This window comes from Mycobacterium sp. ITM-2016-00318 (genome assembly GCF_002968285.2).
Taxonomy (GTDB): domain Bacteria; phylum Actinomycetota; class Actinomycetes; order Mycobacteriales; family Mycobacteriaceae; genus Mycobacterium.
On record NZ_CP134400.1, the window covers coordinates 1,203,621 to 1,220,264 of the forward strand.

16 protein-coding genes and 1 pseudogene are annotated in these 16,644 nt (G+C 67.0%); 14 read left to right on the plus strand and 3 right to left on the minus strand.

Features of this window, described 5'->3' with window-relative positions:
• Positions 1-98: 98 nt before the first annotated feature.
• The 14 genes and pseudogenes from C6A82_RS05875 (at position 99) to groL (ending at position 14,806) form a co-directional block, all read left to right on the plus strand.
• Positions 99-1,520, plus strand: a complete 1,422-nt coding sequence (locus tag C6A82_RS05875) for an NAD(P)H-hydrate dehydratase (protein ID WP_105344509.1) — start codon at positions 99-101, stop codon at positions 1,518-1,520.
• Positions 1,521-1,554: 34 nt separating this feature from the next.
• Positions 1,555-2,936 (plus strand): annotated as a pseudogene (locus tag C6A82_RS05880) (glutamate decarboxylase).
• 12 nt (positions 2,937-2,948) lie between these two features.
• Positions 2,949-4,727 (plus strand): NAD(P)/FAD-dependent oxidoreductase, encoded by a 1,779-nt coding sequence (locus tag C6A82_RS05885; protein ID WP_105344513.1) that lies wholly within the window; start codon positions 2,949-2,951, stop codon positions 4,725-4,727.
• Positions 4,724-6,253 carry an NAD(P)/FAD-dependent oxidoreductase gene (locus tag C6A82_RS05890; protein ID WP_233216894.1) on the plus strand — a complete coding sequence of 510 codons (1,530 nt, stop codon included), beginning with the start codon at positions 4,724-4,726 and terminating at the stop codon, positions 6,251-6,253. Before C6A82_RS05885 ends, C6A82_RS05890 begins: the two co-directional genes overlap by 4 nt.
• Before the next feature lie 45 nt (positions 6,254-6,298).
• Positions 6,299-7,483 (plus strand): alanine racemase, encoded by a 1,185-nt coding sequence (alr, locus tag C6A82_RS05895; protein WP_233216896.1) that lies wholly within the window; start codon positions 6,299-6,301, stop codon positions 7,481-7,483.
• Entirely contained in the window at positions 7,473-8,591 is a 1,119-nt protein-coding gene (locus tag C6A82_RS05900; protein WP_233216895.1) for an alpha/beta fold hydrolase, read from the plus strand. The genes alr and C6A82_RS05900 overlap by 11 nt, the downstream gene beginning before the upstream one ends.
• A complete protein-coding gene (tsaE, locus tag C6A82_RS05905; RefSeq protein WP_105344518.1) occupies positions 8,584-9,051 on the plus strand; it encodes a tRNA (adenosine(37)-N6)-threonylcarbamoyltransferase complex ATPase subunit type 1 TsaE in 468 nt (155 codons plus the stop codon). Before C6A82_RS05900 ends, tsaE begins: the two co-directional genes overlap by 8 nt.
• Positions 9,048-9,686 (plus strand): tRNA (adenosine(37)-N6)-threonylcarbamoyltransferase complex dimerization subunit type 1 TsaB, encoded by a 639-nt coding sequence (tsaB, locus tag C6A82_RS05910; protein WP_105344532.1) that lies wholly within the window; start codon positions 9,048-9,050, stop codon positions 9,684-9,686. Before tsaE ends, tsaB begins: the two co-directional genes overlap by 4 nt.
• The gene (gene rimI / locus C6A82_RS05915; RefSeq protein WP_105344520.1) at positions 9,683-10,147 is read left to right on the plus strand and encodes a ribosomal protein S18-alanine N-acetyltransferase; all 465 of its coding nucleotides are present in this window, start codon (positions 9,683-9,685) and stop codon (positions 10,145-10,147) included. Before tsaB ends, rimI begins: the two co-directional genes overlap by 4 nt.
• Positions 10,144-11,166, plus strand: coding sequence for a tRNA (adenosine(37)-N6)-threonylcarbamoyltransferase complex transferase subunit TsaD (gene tsaD / locus C6A82_RS05920; RefSeq protein ID WP_105344521.1), 1,023 nt, complete (start codon positions 10,144-10,146; stop codon positions 11,164-11,166). Before rimI ends, tsaD begins: the two co-directional genes overlap by 4 nt.
• On the plus strand, positions 11,163-11,612 hold the full coding sequence (locus C6A82_RS05925) for a nuclear transport factor 2 family protein (RefSeq protein ID WP_105344523.1): 450 nt from the start codon (positions 11,163-11,165) through the stop codon (positions 11,610-11,612). Before tsaD ends, C6A82_RS05925 begins: the two co-directional genes overlap by 4 nt.
• 22 nt (positions 11,613-11,634) lie before the next feature.
• Positions 11,635-12,636 (plus strand): alpha/beta fold hydrolase, encoded by a 1,002-nt coding sequence (locus C6A82_RS05930; RefSeq protein ID WP_105344525.1) that lies wholly within the window; start codon positions 11,635-11,637, stop codon positions 12,634-12,636.
• Between the two features lie 161 nt (positions 12,637-12,797).
• The gene (gene groES / locus C6A82_RS05935; protein WP_105344527.1) at positions 12,798-13,100 is read left to right on the plus strand and encodes a co-chaperone GroES; all 303 of its coding nucleotides are present in this window, start codon (positions 12,798-12,800) and stop codon (positions 13,098-13,100) included.
• A gap of 86 nt (positions 13,101-13,186) precedes the next feature.
• Positions 13,187-14,806, plus strand: a complete 1,620-nt coding sequence (groL, locus tag C6A82_RS05940) for a chaperonin GroEL (protein WP_105344529.1) — start codon at positions 13,187-13,189, stop codon at positions 14,804-14,806.
• A gap of 361 nt (positions 14,807-15,167) precedes the next feature.
• Here the strand turns inward: groL and C6A82_RS05945 are convergent, their stop codons facing one another.
• From C6A82_RS05945 to C6A82_RS05955, 3 genes are all read right to left on the minus strand, one after another.
• Complete coding sequence (locus C6A82_RS05945) at positions 15,168-15,296, minus strand: hypothetical protein (protein WP_311101707.1); 129 nt, start codon at positions 15,294-15,296, stop codon at positions 15,168-15,170.
• 145 nt (positions 15,297-15,441) lie between these two features.
• Positions 15,442-15,900, minus strand: a complete 459-nt coding sequence (locus tag C6A82_RS05950; RefSeq protein WP_105341294.1) for an OsmC family protein — start codon at positions 15,898-15,900, stop codon at positions 15,442-15,444.
• Positions 15,901-15,989: 89 nt separating this feature from the next.
• The gene (locus C6A82_RS05955) at positions 15,990-16,427 is read right to left on the minus strand and encodes a hypothetical protein (protein ID WP_233216695.1); all 438 of its coding nucleotides are present in this window, start codon (positions 16,425-16,427) and stop codon (positions 15,990-15,992) included.
• Positions 16,428-16,644: the final 217 nt, after the last annotated feature.

Here is a 16,644-nt window from a genome sequence, read left to right on the forward strand (position 1 = left end):
GCCGCAACATCTCCCATCTCGCAAACCCCGGGTGGACCGACTGGGTGGATTCCCGTTATCGCCGGTCTGAATCCCGCCGGGATATAACGTGGGAGCTGATGCGGTACTACTACTCCGCTGATGCGATCCGCGAAGCCGAAGCACCGCTGCTGGCCTCGCTGCCCGACGGCGCCCTGATGCGGCGGGCGGCGATCGGCCTGGCCAATGCGATCGCCCGCGAGATGATCGCGCGAACCGGGGGAATCGCAGGCCGGTCGGTGTGCGCGGTCGTCGGCTCCGGCGACAACGGTGGTGACGCGCTGTGGGCCGCCACATTCATTCGTCGCCGTGGTGCAGCCGCGGCTGCAGTTCTGCTCAATCCGGAACGCACACACAGCAAGGCGCTGGCCGCATTCCGGAGGGCCGGCGGGCGCGTGGTGCAAAACGTGCCCGCGACAAGCGATCTGGTGATCGACGGCGTCGTCGGTATCTCCGGCTCCGGCCCGTTGCGACCCGCCGCCGCCGAGGTGTTCGCCACAGTCGCCGATGCGTCGATCCCGGTGGTAGCGGTCGATGTGCCCAGCGGTATCGACGTGAACACCGGGGCCGTCAGCGGACCCGCGGTGAACGCCGCGCTCACCGTCACCTTCGGCGGGCTGAAACCCGTTCACGCGTTGGGCGACTGCGGCCGCGTCGAACTGGTGGACATCGGCCTCGACCTGCCGCAGCCGGAAGTGATGAGCTTCGACGCCGCCGACGTCGCGGCCCGTTGGCCCATGCCGGGACCGAAGGACGACAAGTACACCCAGGGCGTCACCGGTGTCCTCGCGGGCTCGGCGACCTACCCCGGCGCGGCCGTGCTGTGCACGGGTGCGGCAGTGGCCGCCACCTCCGGCATGGTCCGCTACGCGGGAAGCGCGGCACAGCAGGTACTTTCGCATTGGCCGGAGGTCATCGCATCGCCGTCGCCTGCGGCGGCGGGCCGGGTGCAGGCATGGGCGGTCGGACCTGGGCTCGGCACCGACGACGTCGGCGCGTCTGCGCTGTGGTTCGCTCTCGACACCGACCTGCCCGTGATCGTCGACGCCGACGGGTTGACGATTCTGGCCGCGCATCCCGACCTGCTCGTCAACCGCAGAGCACCGACGGTGCTGACCCCGCATGCCGGTGAGTTCGCGCGCTTGGCCGGTGCACCTCCTGGCGACGACCGCGTCACCGCCACCAGAAGGCTGGCCGACCAGTTCGGCGCCACCGTACTGCTGAAGGGCAACGTCACCGTCATCGCCGAGCCCGGCGGGCCGGTGCACCTCAATCCCGCAGGCCAGTCGTGGGCCGCCACCGCCGGGTCTGGCGACGTGTTGTCCGGCATCATCGGTGCGTTGCTTGCCGCCGGCCTGCCTGCAGGCGAAGCGGCCGCCTGCGCGGCGTTCGTGCACGCCCGCGCCGCCAACCTGTCCGCCGCCGACCCCGGCCCGCGGCCGGCCCCCACCTCCGCGTCGCGCATCCTGGCGCACGTCCGCTCCGCCATCGCCCGTCTATAGCAAGTCACGAGAGGACTTCTCATGCCCCCCAAGCATTCCAGCGGCCACGTCATCGCACCGGCATACACCGGACGGATGTCGATGGCACCCGTTCCGGCGTTGCGGATGCCGGACGAGAGCATGAATCCCGATGCCGCGTACCGGTTCATCCACGACGAGCTGATGCTCGACGGCAGCTCGCGGCTGAACCTGGCGACGTTCGTCACGACCTGGATGGACCCACAGGCTGAGAAGCTGATGGCCGAGACGTTCGACAAGAACATGATCGACAAGGACGAGTACCCGGCCACCGCGGCGATCGAGTCGCGCTGTGTGGCGATGGTCGCCGATCTGTTTCATGCCGAGGGCTTGCGCGACGACGATGCGTCAAGCGCGACAGGCGTTTCCACGATCGGGTCGAGCGAGGCCGTGATGCTCGCGGGTCTTGCGATGAGCTGGCGGTGGCGGACGCGTGTGTCGGGCGGGAAGAAAGACGCCTGGCGCCAGCGCAGGCCCAACCTCGTGATGGGCTCCAACGTGCAGGTCGTCTGGGAGAAGTTCTGCCGCTATTTCGACGTCGAACCTCGCTATCTACCGATGGATAAGGATCGTTACGTCATCACGCCCGAGCGGGTGCTGGAGAACATCGACGAGGACACCATCGGCGTCGTGGCGATCCTTGGCACCACGTTCACCGGTGAGCTTGAGCCGATCGGCGAGATCTGCGAGGCGCTGGACAAGCTGGCCGCCGACGGCGGGCACGATGTCCCCGTGCACGTCGACGCGGCCAGTGGCGGCTTCGTGATTCCCTTTCTGCACCCCGATCTGGTGTGGGACTTCCGGCTCCCCCGAGTCGTGTCGATCAACGTCAGCGGGCACAAGTACGGGCTCACCTACCCCGGGATCGGTTTCGTGGTGTGGCGCAGCCCGGAGTACCTGCCGGACGACCTCGTGTTCCGGGTCAACTACCTCGGCGGCGACATGCCGACGTTCACCCTCAACTTCTCGCGACCGGGCAATCAAGTCGTCGGCCAGTACTACAACTTCCTTCGGCTCGGTCGGGAGGGCTACTCGCAGGTGATGGGGTGCCTGTCGCAGACCGCGCGGTGGCTCGGTGATCAGTTGAGGGAGGGCGAGCATTTCGAGCTGATCTCCGACGGCTCGGCGATCCCGGTCGTCAGTTTCCGGTTGAAGGGCGACCCCGGCTACACCGAGTTCGATGTCTCCCATGCGCTGCGCTCGTTCGGCTGGCAGGTTCCCGCCTACACCATGCCGGAGAACGCCACCGATATCGCGGTGCTTCGGGTCGTTGTGCGCGAGGGCTTCTCGATGAACCTGGCGCGTGCGCTGCGCGACGACATCATCACCGCGCTGAAGACCCTCGAGGAACTCAAGCCCGCAGGCCATTTCGACCAAGTCCAGCCTTTCTCGCACTGACGGGGCGGACACATGCAACACCCTGACGTCGCGTTCGACCCGGATGCGCTGCGGCAGAAATACGCCAGCGAACGCGACCGGAGGCTGCGGCCGGACGGCATCGCACAGTATGTGGAGATCGCTGGACCCTTCGCGGGATTCGCCGAGGACCCCTGGGGCGAACCGCATTTCACCCGTGCCCCGCTTCACGACGACGTCGACGTGGCGATCGTCGGCGCGGGGTTCGGAGGACTGCTGATCGGGGCGCGGCTGCGCGAACTGGGTGTGCAGAACATCCGACTGATCGACAAGGCCGCCGACGTCGGCGGCACCTGGTACTGGAACAGGTATCCGGGCATCGCCTGCGACGTCGAGTCCTATGTGTACATGCCGCTGCTGGAGGAGCTCGGCTACATCCCGACCGAGAAGTACGCCAAGGGCCACGAGATCTTCGCGCACTGCAGGCGGATCGCCGAGCATTACGACCTGTACCGCGATGCCTGCCTGCAGACCGAGGTCACGGAGATCCGCTGGGATGAAACGATTTCCCGCTGGATCATCGCCACCAGTCACGGTGATGAGCTACTGGCGCGGTTCGTTTCCATGGCCAACGGATACCTGCAGAAGCCGAAACTGCCCGGCATACCCGGAATCATGGACTTCGGCGGGCACGCCTTCCACACCAGTCGCTGGGACTACGACTACACCGGCGACGATCTGGCCAGGCTCGCCGACAAGCGGGTGGGCATCATCGGCACCGGCGCGACCGCGATCCAATGCGTTCCGCATCTGGGCCGATCGGCCGGGCACCTCTTCGTGTTCCAGCGCACCCCGTCGACGGTGGACGTCCGAGGCAACCGGCCCACCGATCCGGAGTGGTCGGCGGACCTGAAGGACGGCTGGCAACGGCACCGCGTCGAGAACTTCCAGCTGCTGACCACGGGTGGGGAGGCCGATGAGGATCTGGTCGACGACGCGTGGACCAGCATCGTCAAGAAGCTGTTCGTGATGCGGCAGCGCAGCGTGACGGGGATGTCGGACGAAGACCGTTTGCGCGCAGTCGAAATGGCCGATTTCGCCAAAATGGAGGAGATCCGGGCCCGCGTCGACTCCGTCGTGACGGACCGCGCCACCGCCGAGGGCCTCAAACCCTGGTACGGCTACTTCTGTAAACGGCCGTGCTTCCACGACGAGTACCTGCAAACCTTCAACCGCGACAACGTCACCCTCGTCGACACCCGTGGCCTTGGCGTCGAAAGGATCACGGCGGACGGCGTCGTCGTCGACGGCACCGAGTACCGCATCGACTGCCTGATCTTCGCCACCGGATTCGAAGTGGGTACCGACTACTCCCGGCGTACGGGCTTCGACCTGATCGGGCGTGACGGCCGCACGCTGACCGACGCCTGGCGCGACGGTATCCGCACACTGCACGGCATCAACGTCCACGGCTTCCCTAACTGCTTCGTGCTGAGCATCGCGCAGTCGGGCTTCACCGTGAACTTCCCCTATCTCCTCGACGTGCAGGCGACGCACGCGGCATGGCTGATCGCCTGGGCTCTCGGCAGCGGCGTCGAGACGCTGGAGGCGTCGCTCGACGCCGAAAGCGCCTGGGTGGCCGGCATCGTGGAGCGGTCGGCGGCCGGCGCGGCACGGGCGAAGTCCTGCACGCCCGGCTACTACAACCGCGAGGGTCAGGCGAACGCGAAGACCCGCCAGGGCAGTTTTTTCTACGGCAGCCCAACCGAATACGCCGACATCCTCGCTGCGTCGAGGGCGAACGGTGCGCCGGAGGGATTCGACGTCAAGTGACAAGACGACCTCTGTTCTGCTCCTCGCGTGCGCGACGTCGCTATGTGCTTGGGCGGGTGTTGGCGCGCACCCGTCGCAGGCGCTCGCCCCGGGTGGTGATCATCGGCGCAGGCTTCGGCGGCCTCGCCGCGGCCGTGGCGTTGCGGCGAAGGGGTATCGACGACCTGACGATCATCGAAAGCGCCGACGGCGTCGGCGGGACGTGGCGGCGCAACGTATACCCCGGTGCGGCGTGCGACATCCAGAGCCATCTGTACTCGTTCTCGTTTGCGCCGAATCGGTCGTGGAGTCGCACCTACGCGTACCAACCGGAGATCCTCGCCTATCTGGAGAAGGTCGCCGACGACTTCGACCTCCGCCGACATCTGATGCTGAACACCGACGTGGCCGGCATGCGGTGGAACTCCGACATGGGGCACTGGGAGGTGATCCTCGACGGCCGCGACCCGATCATCGCCGACGTGGTGGTCAGCGCGGTCGGACTCTTCGGTGAAGCGCGCTGTCCCGACATCGACGGCCTGGCGGAGTTCGCGGGCACGCTGATGCACACCGCGCAATGGGACCCGTCGGTCGACCTGGCCGGCAAGAGTGTGGCGGTGATCGGCACGGGCGCCAGCGGCGTTCAGGTCGTCCCCGAACTCGCCGATGTCGTGGGCGAATTGACGGTCTTCCAGCGCACGCCGCCGTGGATGGTGCCGAAGGAGGACCGGCCCTACAGCCCGCAGGAGTTGTCCCGATACCGCCGGCTGCCGTGGGCGTCGGCTGCGGAGCGGTGGCGGTTGTGGAAGCTGCAGCACGACAACACCGCATTGACGCCGGATCATCCGAGAATGGCTGTCGTCCAACGGTTGTCCGAGGGATTCCTGCGCAAGCACGTCGACGACGAGTCGCTGCGTGATGCGCTGACGCCCAGATATCCGTTCCGCTGCAAGCGGGTGCTGCTCGGCGAGAAGTACTACACCGCACTGCAACGCGATCACGTCAACCTCGTCGTCGAGCCCATCGACCACCTCACCGAGAAGGCGATAATCACCGCCGACGGGACAGCGATCGACGTCGACGCGGTCGTGCTGGCGACCGGTTTCGAAACCAGCAGCTACCTGTCCGGTCTGAAGGTGACCGGCCTCGAGGGCCAGAGCCTGCACGAGCGATGGGGTTTGAATCCGCACGCTTACCTCGGCGTCGCCGTCAGCGGGTTCCCGAACTTCTTCATGCTCTACGGCCCGAACACCAACCAGGGAGCGAATTCGATCATCTACATCCTCGAGGCGGGCGCCCGGCTCGTCGCCAGCGCGGTCAGCCGCCTCGCGCGCAGGGGCGGCTTCGTCGACGTCCACGCCGACGTCGAGCGTCGGTTCAACGACCGGATCACCGAGGACCTGGAGCAGACGATCTGGACGCGTTGTGACAGCTACTACCGGTCGCCTACCGGTCGCATCGTCACGCAGTGGCCCTACTCGGAGCTCGACTACGCGAAGGCGACCTGGCGGTTGCGGTCAGGCGACTGGGTGCACATGCGCTGGTGAGGCGGAAATCGGGGGTCTGGGACAATCGTCGGTGGTGACATGACCATGCCGAAGACGGAAACGACGACTTCCCTGACGCCAAGCGCGAACGCCGAGGCGGCGGTGGACCTCGCGGCGATCGGGCACAACGTCCGGGTGCTGCGGCAACACGCCGGCTCCGCGCAGGTGATGGCCGTCGTCAAGGCTGACGGATACGGCCACGGCGCCACCCAGGTCGCGCGGGCCGCGCTGGCCGCGGGCGCCGCCGAGATCGGCGTTGCGACCATCGCCGAAGCGCTGGCGCTGCGCCGCGACGGCATCACCGCGCCGGTGCTCGCCTGGCTGCATCCGCCCGGCACCGACTTCGCTCCGGCCTTGCAGTCGGACATCGCGGTGGCGCTGTCCTCGCCCCGGCAACTCGAGGAACTGCTGGTCGCCGCCAAGCTCACCGGCGTCACCGCCGACATCACGGTCAAGGTGGACACCGGGTTGAGCCGGAATGGCGTCAGCCCCGACGTCTACCCGTCGATGCTGCCGATGTTGCGCCAGGCGGCCGCCGACGAGGCGGTGCGGCTGCACGGCATCATGTCGCACCTCGCCAACGCCGACGAGCCCGACAACCCCGTCAACGATCTGCAGGCGCGACGCCTCATCGACATGCGCAAGCAGGCGGCCGATCAGGGCGTGCACTTCGACATCACCCACCTGTGCAATTCGCCCGCTGCCATGACGCGTCCCGACCTGGCATACGACCTGGTTCGGCCTGGTATCGCGGTGTACGGGCTCAGCCCCATTCCCGAGCGCGGCGATATGGAGTTGCGGCCCGCCATGACGCTGAAATGTGCTGTCACACTGGTCAAGTCGGTGCGCGCTGGCGAAGGCGTGTCCTACGGACACACCTGGAAAGCTGACCGCGACACCACGCTCGCGCTGCTGCCCATCGGATACGCCGACGGTGTGTTCCGCCCCCTGAGCGGACGGATGAGCGTGCTGATCAACGGCAGGCTGCGGCCCAACGTCGGCCGAATCTGTATGGACCAGTTCGTGGTCGACCTCGGGCCCGATGCGAGCGACGTCAGCGAGGGTGACGAGGCGATCCTGTTCGGGCCCGGCGTCGACGGCGAGCCGAGGGCACAGGACTGGGCCGACATGCTCGACACCATCCACTACGAAGTCGTCACCAGCCCGCGGGGCCGGGTCGTCAGGTCGTATCTCGGCGCTCCTGCGGAAGGCGAGGCGGGTGAGCGTTAACGACCCGAAACGGCTGCGACGCACAGCGAACGCGGGCCTGTTGGCGGGTGTCGCGGGGCTGGCCGCGGTCGGGACCATCGCAGGCGTGACGGTCGCGCGGTCGGTCACGCGCCGCACCACGAACGAGGATCTGTACGCGGGCGAGGATTTCGATCTTCTCGACGCCGATCGCAGTTCCGTGGTGACCACACCCGACGGCATCGATCTCGCCGTGCGCGAAGTCGGGCCCGAGGACGCGCCCCTGACGGTGGTGTTCTCACACGGGTTCTGCCTTCGCATGGGCGGCTTCCACTTCCAGCGCGTACGCCTCGAGCAGGAGTGGGGCCCGCAGGTCCGCATGGTGTTCTATGACCACCGCGGTCACGGCCAGTCCGCCGAGGCGCCGCCGGACACCTACACGATCGAGCAGCTGGGCCGCGATCTCGAGACCGTCCTCGCCGTTACGGCGCCGAAGGGCCCGGTGGTGCTCGTCGGGCACTCGATGGGCGGCATGACCGTCCTGTCACATGCCCGCCAGTTCCCGCGGCGCTATCCCAGCCGTATCGTCGGCGCGGCGCTGATCTCCTCGGCCGCCGAAGGTGTCGCACGGTCGCCGGTCGCCGAGATCCTGAAAAACCCGGCGCTGGAGGCCGTTCGGTTCGCGGTCCGCTACGCGCCGAAGACCGTGCACCGAACCAGGGGCGCCGCCAAGTCGATCATCGCCCCCATCCTGCGGACCGCCTCGTACGGCGATGAGAAGGTCAGCCCCAGCGTCGTCGAGTTCTCCGAGAAGATGATGCTCGGCACGCCGATCGTCACCCTGGTGGAGTTCCTGCACGCCTTGGAGGTGCACGACGAGGACGAGGGCCTGCGCACGCTTGCCAAGGTGCCGACGCTCGTCGCCTGCGGCGATCGCGACCTCATCACACCCGCCGAACACTCGCAGGCGATGGCGGCCGCGTTGCCCAAGTCCGAGCTGGTGACCGTCGGCGGCGCGGGCCATCTCGTTCAGTTGGAGCAGCCCGAGGTCATCGACGACGCGCTCGTCAGGCTGGTCGAGCGTGCCACACCGTCCAAGCTCGTCGCGATGACGCGCCGGATTCGCGATCGGGCGCGGCCCCATGGGTGACCATTCGGAGGGAACAGCGGAGCTGCCCACCGCCGAGGACACCAAGGGGCTGGGCGTTAGACTCGGCGCAGGGCTGCGCGCAGGCGATGTGGTGGTGCTGTCGGGACCGTTGGGAGCGGGAAAGACCGTGCTCGCCAAGGGAATCGCCGAGGCGATGGACGTCGACGGTCCCGTGACGTCGCCGACGTTCGTGCTGGCCCGGGTGCACCGGCCGCGGTGGCCCGATTCGCCGGCCATGGTGCACGTCGACATGTATCGGCTGCTGGACCACGTCGGAACCGACCTGCTCGCCGAACTCGACTCGTTGGACCTCGACACCGACCTTGACGGTGCCGTCGTCGTCGTCGAGTGGGGCGAAGGCATCGTCGAGCGGCTCTCGGAGCGACACCTTGACATCCGGCTCGAACGCGCCGCGGATACCGAAGTGCGCACGGCCATCTGGCGGTGGAGCCGACCATGACGAACGTCGTGCTCGTCATCGACACAGCGACGCCCGCCGTCACCGCCGGAATCGTGCGGCGCGACGTCGGCAGTATCGACGTGCTGGCCGAACGCGTCACCGTCGACGCCCGTGCACACGCTGAGCAGCTGACGCCCAATGTGCTGGCGGCGCTCGGCGATGCGGGGATCGCGGTCACCGACCTCACCGCTGTCGTGGTGGGCTGCGGGCCTGGGCCTTTCACCGGGCTGCGGGTGGGAATGGCCACCGCCGCCGCGTACGGACAGGCGCTCGAAATCCCGGTGTACGGCGTGTGCAGCCTCGACGGGATCGGCGTCGACACCGTGGGAGACGTTCTCGTCGTCACCGACGCCCGTCGCCGCGAGGTGTACTGGGCGCGCTATCGCGACGGGCAACGCACCGAGGGTCCTGCTGTGTCGTCGCCCGCGGACGTACCGACTGACGTTGGCGCCGTCGCGGGTTCACCCGAGCATGCGGCGTTGTTCGCGTTGCCGCGCCAGCCCGCCGTTTGCCCAACCGCCTCGGGGCTGGTGCGTGCCGTCGACTGGGCGGTGCCGCCGCGCCCGTTGGTGCCGCTGTACCTGCGTCGACCGGACGCGAAGCCGCAAGTCGTCACGCCGGTGGTGCCGTCGTGACGGTCTCCTACGACGAGTTGACGCCCGCCGACGCGGCGCGGTGCGCGGAACTGGAAGCGCAGCTGTTCGACGGCGACGATCCGTGGCCCGCTGCGGCATTTCTGCGCGAACTGGCCGCTCCGCACATCCATTACGTCGCGGCGCGCGCCGACGACCAGCTCGTCGGCTACGGAGGAATCGCACGGCTCGGCCGAAAACCGCCGTACGAGTATGAGATTCACACCATCGGCGTCGACCCGGCATACCAGGGCCATGGCATCGGCCGCGAGATGCTGAAACGGCTGCTCGACATCGCGGCCGACGACACGGTCTATCTCGAGGTGCGCACGGACAACGCGGCCGCCATCGCCATGTACGAGAGCGCGGGCTTCGTCAATGTCGGGCTGCGCAAGCGCTACTACCGCGTCAGCGGTGCTGACGCCTACACCATGCAACGCCCCGCACGAGGAGGTTCGGCATGACGACCATCCTGGCGATCGAAAGCTCCTGCGATGAGACCGGAATCGGCATCGCCGAGCTGGCCGCCGACGGCACCGTGACGCTGCTCGCCGATGAGGTGGCCTCCAGCGTCGACGAACACGTGCGATTCGGCGGTGTGGTGCCCGAGATCGCCTCGCGGGCACATCTCGAGGCACTTGGGCCGACCATGCGCCGCGCGCTGGACGCGGCGGGCATCGCCAAGCCGGATGTCGTCGCGGCCACCATCGGTCCTGGGCTGGCAGGCGCCCTGTTGGTGGGCGTCGCCGCGGCCAAGGCGTACGCGGTCGCATGGCAGGTGCCGTTCTACGCGGTCAACCACCTCGGCGGGCACCTGGCCGCCGACGTGTTCGACCATGGCTCACTGCCCGAATGCGTCGGCCTGCTGGTCTCCGGCGGCCACACCAATTTGCTGCACGTGCGCTCGCTGGCCGAACCGATGGAGGAGCTCGGCAGCACCGTCGACGACGCAGCGGGGGAGGCCTACGACAAGGTCGCGCGCCTGCTCGGCCTCGGCTATCCCGGCGGCAAAGTGCTCGACGACCTCGCCCGCCAGGGCGATCCCGACGCGATCGTGTTCCCCCGCGGCATGACCGGACCGCGCGACGACCCGTACGCGTTCAGCTTCTCCGGCCTCAAGACGGCCGTTGCCCGCTACGTGTTGAAGAACCCCTCGGCGCCGCAGGCTGACGTCGCCGCCGGGTTCCAGGAGGCGGTCGCCGACGTGCTCACGATGAAGGCGGTGCGGGCGGCTACCGAGCGCGGAGTTTCGACGCTGTTGATCGCGGGCGGTGTGGCCGCCAACTCCCGGCTGCGCGAGCTGGCTGCACAACGTTGCGCGGCTAACGGTCTGACACTTCGCATCCCGCGCCCGCGACTGTGCACCGACAACGGCGCGATGATCGCGTCGTTCGCGGCGCATCTCGTCGCAGCGGGCGCCCCGCCGTCCCCGCTCGACGTCGCAAGCGATCCCGGTCTGCCGGTGGTGAAAGGACAGCTGTGACCCACAAACTCGAGATCACCGAGCTGCTGTACCGGTATGCCGAGCTCATCGACGCCGGTGACTTCGACGGCATCGGTCAGCTGCTGGCCCGATCCACCTTCGGCGGATCGGGGACCGGATCGGTCTCGGGTGCCGACAACATCGCCAACCTGTTCGCGATGACAACCCGCCGATACCCCGACCACCAGAACACGCCGCGCACAAGGCATCTGGTGCTCAACCCGATCGTCGAGCTCGCCGACGACGACACCGCCACCACCCGATCGACGTTCTGCGTCGTCCAGGACACGGAGAGCGTGCCGATTCAGCCGATCGTCGTCGGTCGTTACTACGACAAATTCGGTCGCGACGACGACGGGTGGTACTTCACAGAGCGCAAGGTGGAGATCCAGATGATCGGCGACGTCTCGGCCCACCTCATGGTCGATCCGCGCAACTTCGGCTGATTCGTGCGGCAGACTCACTGCCGTGCACTACGACTTGCGTCTGCGGCCCGAACAACCCGAGACACCGTCCGCTGACGCCTTTGCGGTCCACCGCAGGGAGGTTCCTCCCACGCCTGGTCGCGACGGCCTGTCCCTCGCTTTCGTGCACGAGAGGCCCAGAGACGGGGTCGGCTATCCCCTCGTCCTCTTGCACGGCTACCCCGAGACCAAACGTATCTGGTGGCGCAACATTCGTCCCTTGGCCGACGCCGGTCATGAGGTGATCGCACTTGATCTGCGCGGCTACGGCGACTCCGACCTGTCCTCCGAGGATGTGTACGACCTCGCGGCGTGGAGCCGCGACATCTACCTGCTGGTCCATGATGTGCTCGGGTACGAACGGTGCGGCGTGGTCGCCGGCGATCTGGGCGGCGCGATCTCCTGCGACCTCGTCCAGCGGTACCCGGGTTTCGTGGAGAAACTCGTCTTCTTCGACTCCGTACCCCCGTTCCTGTTCGACGACTTCGCCGCAGCGGGCATCGACATCACCTCGATTCGCGCGATCGGCGAGGGGCCGACAAGTGACTACCGATACCTCCAGGGCGTGACCCCCGACGAACTGGCCGCCGAGCTGGACACACCCGCCAAGCGCAGGCGCTACGTCGCCGGAATGTACGGCCACCGGCTGTGGGCGTCACCGGGCACCTTCACCGCGGCCGACGTCGACTTCATGACCGAACCGTTCTCGACCGAAGAGCGATTGCGCGCGGGGTGGGCGGCCTATCAACTCATGCATGGACGAAAAATCAGTGAGCCGCCGATCCTGGACCGCAAGATCGACGTCCCGACGTTGATCCTCTACGGCATGGACGACCACGTCGTCGGACCCGATTTCCTGCCCACTTGCGAGATCGCTTTCACGGACAGAACCGGTCCTGTGGTGCTTCCGGGTGCAGGCCACTTCTTGCAGTGGGAGCGAGCCGACCTGTTCAACCCGCTGGTCACCGCCTACTTCGGCGACGTCCGCGTTCGCCACGGGCGATAGGCAGGGGTGGCTCTTGAGTGCTAGCACTCTCATGTATAGAGTGCTAGGAGGCAGGCGGCCACGCCCTCGACCGGCACCCGCGACGACGGCGCGAGGGCACGGACGCATGCCAACACCTACTAGAGCTGTGCAACCCGAATCTACGAAAGAGGGCTCCAATCGTGGCGAGCGTGAACATCAAGCCACTCGAGGACAAGATCCTCGTACAGGCCAACGAGGCCGAGACCACGACCGCATCCGGTCTGGTCATCCCCGACACCGCCAAGGAGAAGCCGCAGGAAGGCACCGTCGTCGCAGTTGGCCCCGGCCGCTGGGATGAGGACGGCGAAAAACGGATCCCGCTGGACGTGTCCGAGGGCGACACCGTCATCTACAGCAAGTACGGCGGCACCGAGATTAAGTACGGCGGCGAGGAGTACTTGATCCTGTCCGCACGCGACGTGCTGGCCATCGTCAACAAGTAAATAGACGAACGTGACCGCCCCGGCGATCCCCGCTAGCCAGCGGCGGATTCCCGGGGCGTCATGCATAGCAAGGACGGACACGCCCCATGGCAAAAGAAATCCAATTCAACGAGACCGCGCGCCGTGCAATGGAAGCGGGCGTTGACAAGCTCGCCGACGCGGTACGCGTGACACTGGGACCGCGCGGTCGGCACGTCGTGCTGGCCAAGGCCTTCGGCGGACCCACGGTAACCAACGACGGCGTCACCATCGCCCGCGAGATCGATCTGGAAGACCCGTTCGAGAACCTCGGCGCTCAGCTGGTGAAGTCGGTGGCCACCAAGACCAACGACGTTGCGGGCGACGGCACCACCACCGCGACCGTGCTCGCGCAGGCGATAATCAAGGCTGGCCTTCGCAACGTCGCCGCGGGAGCCAACCCGATGGCGCTGGGCGCCGGTATCTCCAAGGCCGCCGACGCGGTATCCGAGGCGCTGCTCGCGTCGGCCACCCCGGTGTCCGACAAGAAGGGCATCGCCCAGGTGGCGACGGTTTCCTCGCGCGACGAACAGCTCGGTGAGCTGGTCGGCGAGGCGATGACCACGGTCGGGGCCGACGGCGTCGTCAGCGTCGAGGAGTCGTCGACGCTGAACACCGAGCTGGAGGTCACCGACGGCGTCGGCTTCGACAAGGGCTTCATCTCGGCTTACTTCATCACCGACTTCGACGCCCAGGAGGCGGTTCTCGAAGACGCGCTGGTGTTGTTGCACCGCGAGAAGGTCAGTTCGCTGCCCGACCTGCTTCCGCTCCTCGAGAAGGTGGCCGAAGCCGGCAAGCCGCTGCTGATCATCGCCGAAGACGTTGAGGGCGAGGTGCTTTCGACCCTGGTTGTGAACGCCATTCGCAAGACGCTGAAGGCTGTCGCGGTCAAGGCGCCGTTCTTCGGCGACCGCCGCAAGGCGTTCCTCGAAGACCTCGCCATCGTCACCGGCGGTCAGGTGGTCAACCCCGACGTCGGCTTGCTGCTGCGCGAGGTCGGTCTCGACGTGCTCGGGTCGGCGCGCCGCGTCGTGGTCAGCAAGGACCAGACTGTGATCGTCGACGGCGGTGGCACGAAGGACGCCATCGAGGGGCGTAAGGCGCAGCTGCGGTCGGAGATCGAGGCCAGCGATTCCGATTGGGACCGCGAGAAGCTTGAGGAGCGGCTGGCCAAGTTGGCGGGCGGTGTGGCCGTCATCAAGGTCGGAGCGGCCACCGAGACGGCCCTCAAAGAGCGCAAGGAGAGCGTCGAGGACGCGGTCGCGGCCGCGAAGGCTGCGGTCGAGGAGGGCATCATCGCAGGCGGCGGCTCGGCGCTCCTTCGGGCCCGCAAGGCCGTCGAGAAGCTGCGCGAGGGCCTCAGCGGTGACGAGCGCACCGGTGCCGACGTCTTCGCCGCCGCGCTGTCGGCGCCACTGTTCTGGATCGCGACCAACGCCGGGCTGGATGGCGCTGTCGTCGTCAACAAGGTCGCCGAGCTGCCCGACGGGCAGGGCTTCAACGCGACGACGCTGGAGTACGGCGATCTTGCGTCCGACGGTGTCGTCGACCCGGTGAAGGTCACCCGCTCCGCGGTTCTCAACGCGGCGTCGGTGGCCAGGATGGTGCTCACCACCGAAACGGCAATCGTCGAGAAGCCGGAGGAGACGGCAGACGACGGCCACGGCCACGGTCACCACCATCACTGACTCCGCTGGTCCCCGCTAGTCGGCGCAGAACGAGACACCCCGGTCCTCAGCGGCCGGGGGTGTTTCTTTCGGCGGCCTACGTGCGAAGCGCGAGCGTGCGGTCACCGCGATAATTCGGCTGAATTTTCGCCGTCATTGCACGCTCGCTGCGGAAATGCCACCGGCGCAACCGCTTACGAGAAGATGCGACCAATACCTGCAACGCCATCTCCGGGGACCGGTGAACGTGTGAGCTTGTTGGAGTACCTCCGCTACCAACGTCAGGCCTCGATCGTGACGTCACAAGGCCTGACGAATGAGCAGCCCGCGGTAGCCCGACGGTCATCCTGGCCAGCGGCTTCGCGGCCCGTTCAGCGCCCTGCTAGCTGCGACGGCCGCGGCGCTGGCTGACAAGTTCCGAGAGGAACTCGGTCACGTGCGGACGTTTGCGGCAGCCGACGACGGTCACGGCCACGGTCATCACCACCACTGACCCCACTAGTCGGCGCACGCCGAAACACCCTCGGTCCTGTGGGGCCGGCGGTGTTTCGTTTCAGACGGCTCGACTGCGCGGTTTCGTGCGCGACATGTCTTGAGACCGTTCCGATTCGCACAGTCGAGGGACGACCGGGCAACTCCGCCCGCTAAAGACCGACTCAGACCGGTGCCGTCGTGATGTTCACCTCTGACGTCAGCGTGTGGTGAACGGGGCAACTATTGGCAATGGTCATCAAACGCTGCCGTTGTGTGTCGTCGAGTTCGCCGACCAACTCGATGACGCGATCGATGTGGTCGATCCAACCCTTGGTGGTCTCGCAGTCGGCGCAGTCTTCCGCGTGAATTCGGGAGTGTCGCAGGGTCACTCGTACCTTCTCCAACGGCCAACCCTTGCGATCGGCGTACATCCGCACGGTCATCGACGTGCATGCTCCCAGCCCGGCCAGCACGAGGTCATATGGATTCGGACCCGCATCGTCGCCAACAGGTGGCGGCTCGTCGGCCACGAGTCGGTGATGCCCGATGCTGATCTCCTGTTTGTATGTTCCGGAGTCGGCTTCCGTCACGGTCACGGTGCCCTCGGACGAATTCGCATGGCCGGCGTCCGCTGTGGTCATGCGACCCTCCTGGCGGTAGGAATGGCGAGTTGGACCACGGCGAATCGTCTCACAGGTGTCGTTAGGAGAAGCGGCAAGTCGTTGCGCTTTCAATCTCGACAAGTTACGTCGAGCGGCGTCGCTTCCGGCATGCAGTTCCGCGGCTGGATGGTTACGAGCCGGAACACGTTCGGCTGGGCGTCGTCAGAAAAGAACTGCACCAAAGCTGTGTCAGGGGGAAACTGAGTGGCGAGGTCGTTCGAGGTCCTGGGCAGGAACACCTTGGCCTTGGCGTTGCCGTACCAATTGGGATTGCTCGCATCGACGTCCAGGCCACTGACGTGGTCGATCGTTTCGTCCCAGCGGCGCACCGGGTCCGGCGGCGCCTCTCCGAAGCCGGCCGACTTTTCGTAAGCATCTTCCTGTCCCGCAAGGGTAATCGCCGTCCCGCCACCGACCGGCGTCCCCGTGATCGTCCCATCAGCGGCATTGGCCGTCACCGACGTCAGCCGCGCGGTGCAGATGTCGTCGACGACGCTGGCTGGCAACGCAGAATTCGGGCACGGCCTGAGCCGGCGAAGCGTTCGGCAGGGCAGTCGCGGCCATCACACATACGGCGGCCACCGGACGGCTACAACCGTTCAGCGTGGGGATGTCCCTCCTTCGGAGGCTGGCGATGTCTTCGGCGATGACGGTGAGCAGTTTCTCGTGTACCGGTGACAATAGGCCGAAATACCCTGATGCTGAACACGATACGCCAGATGT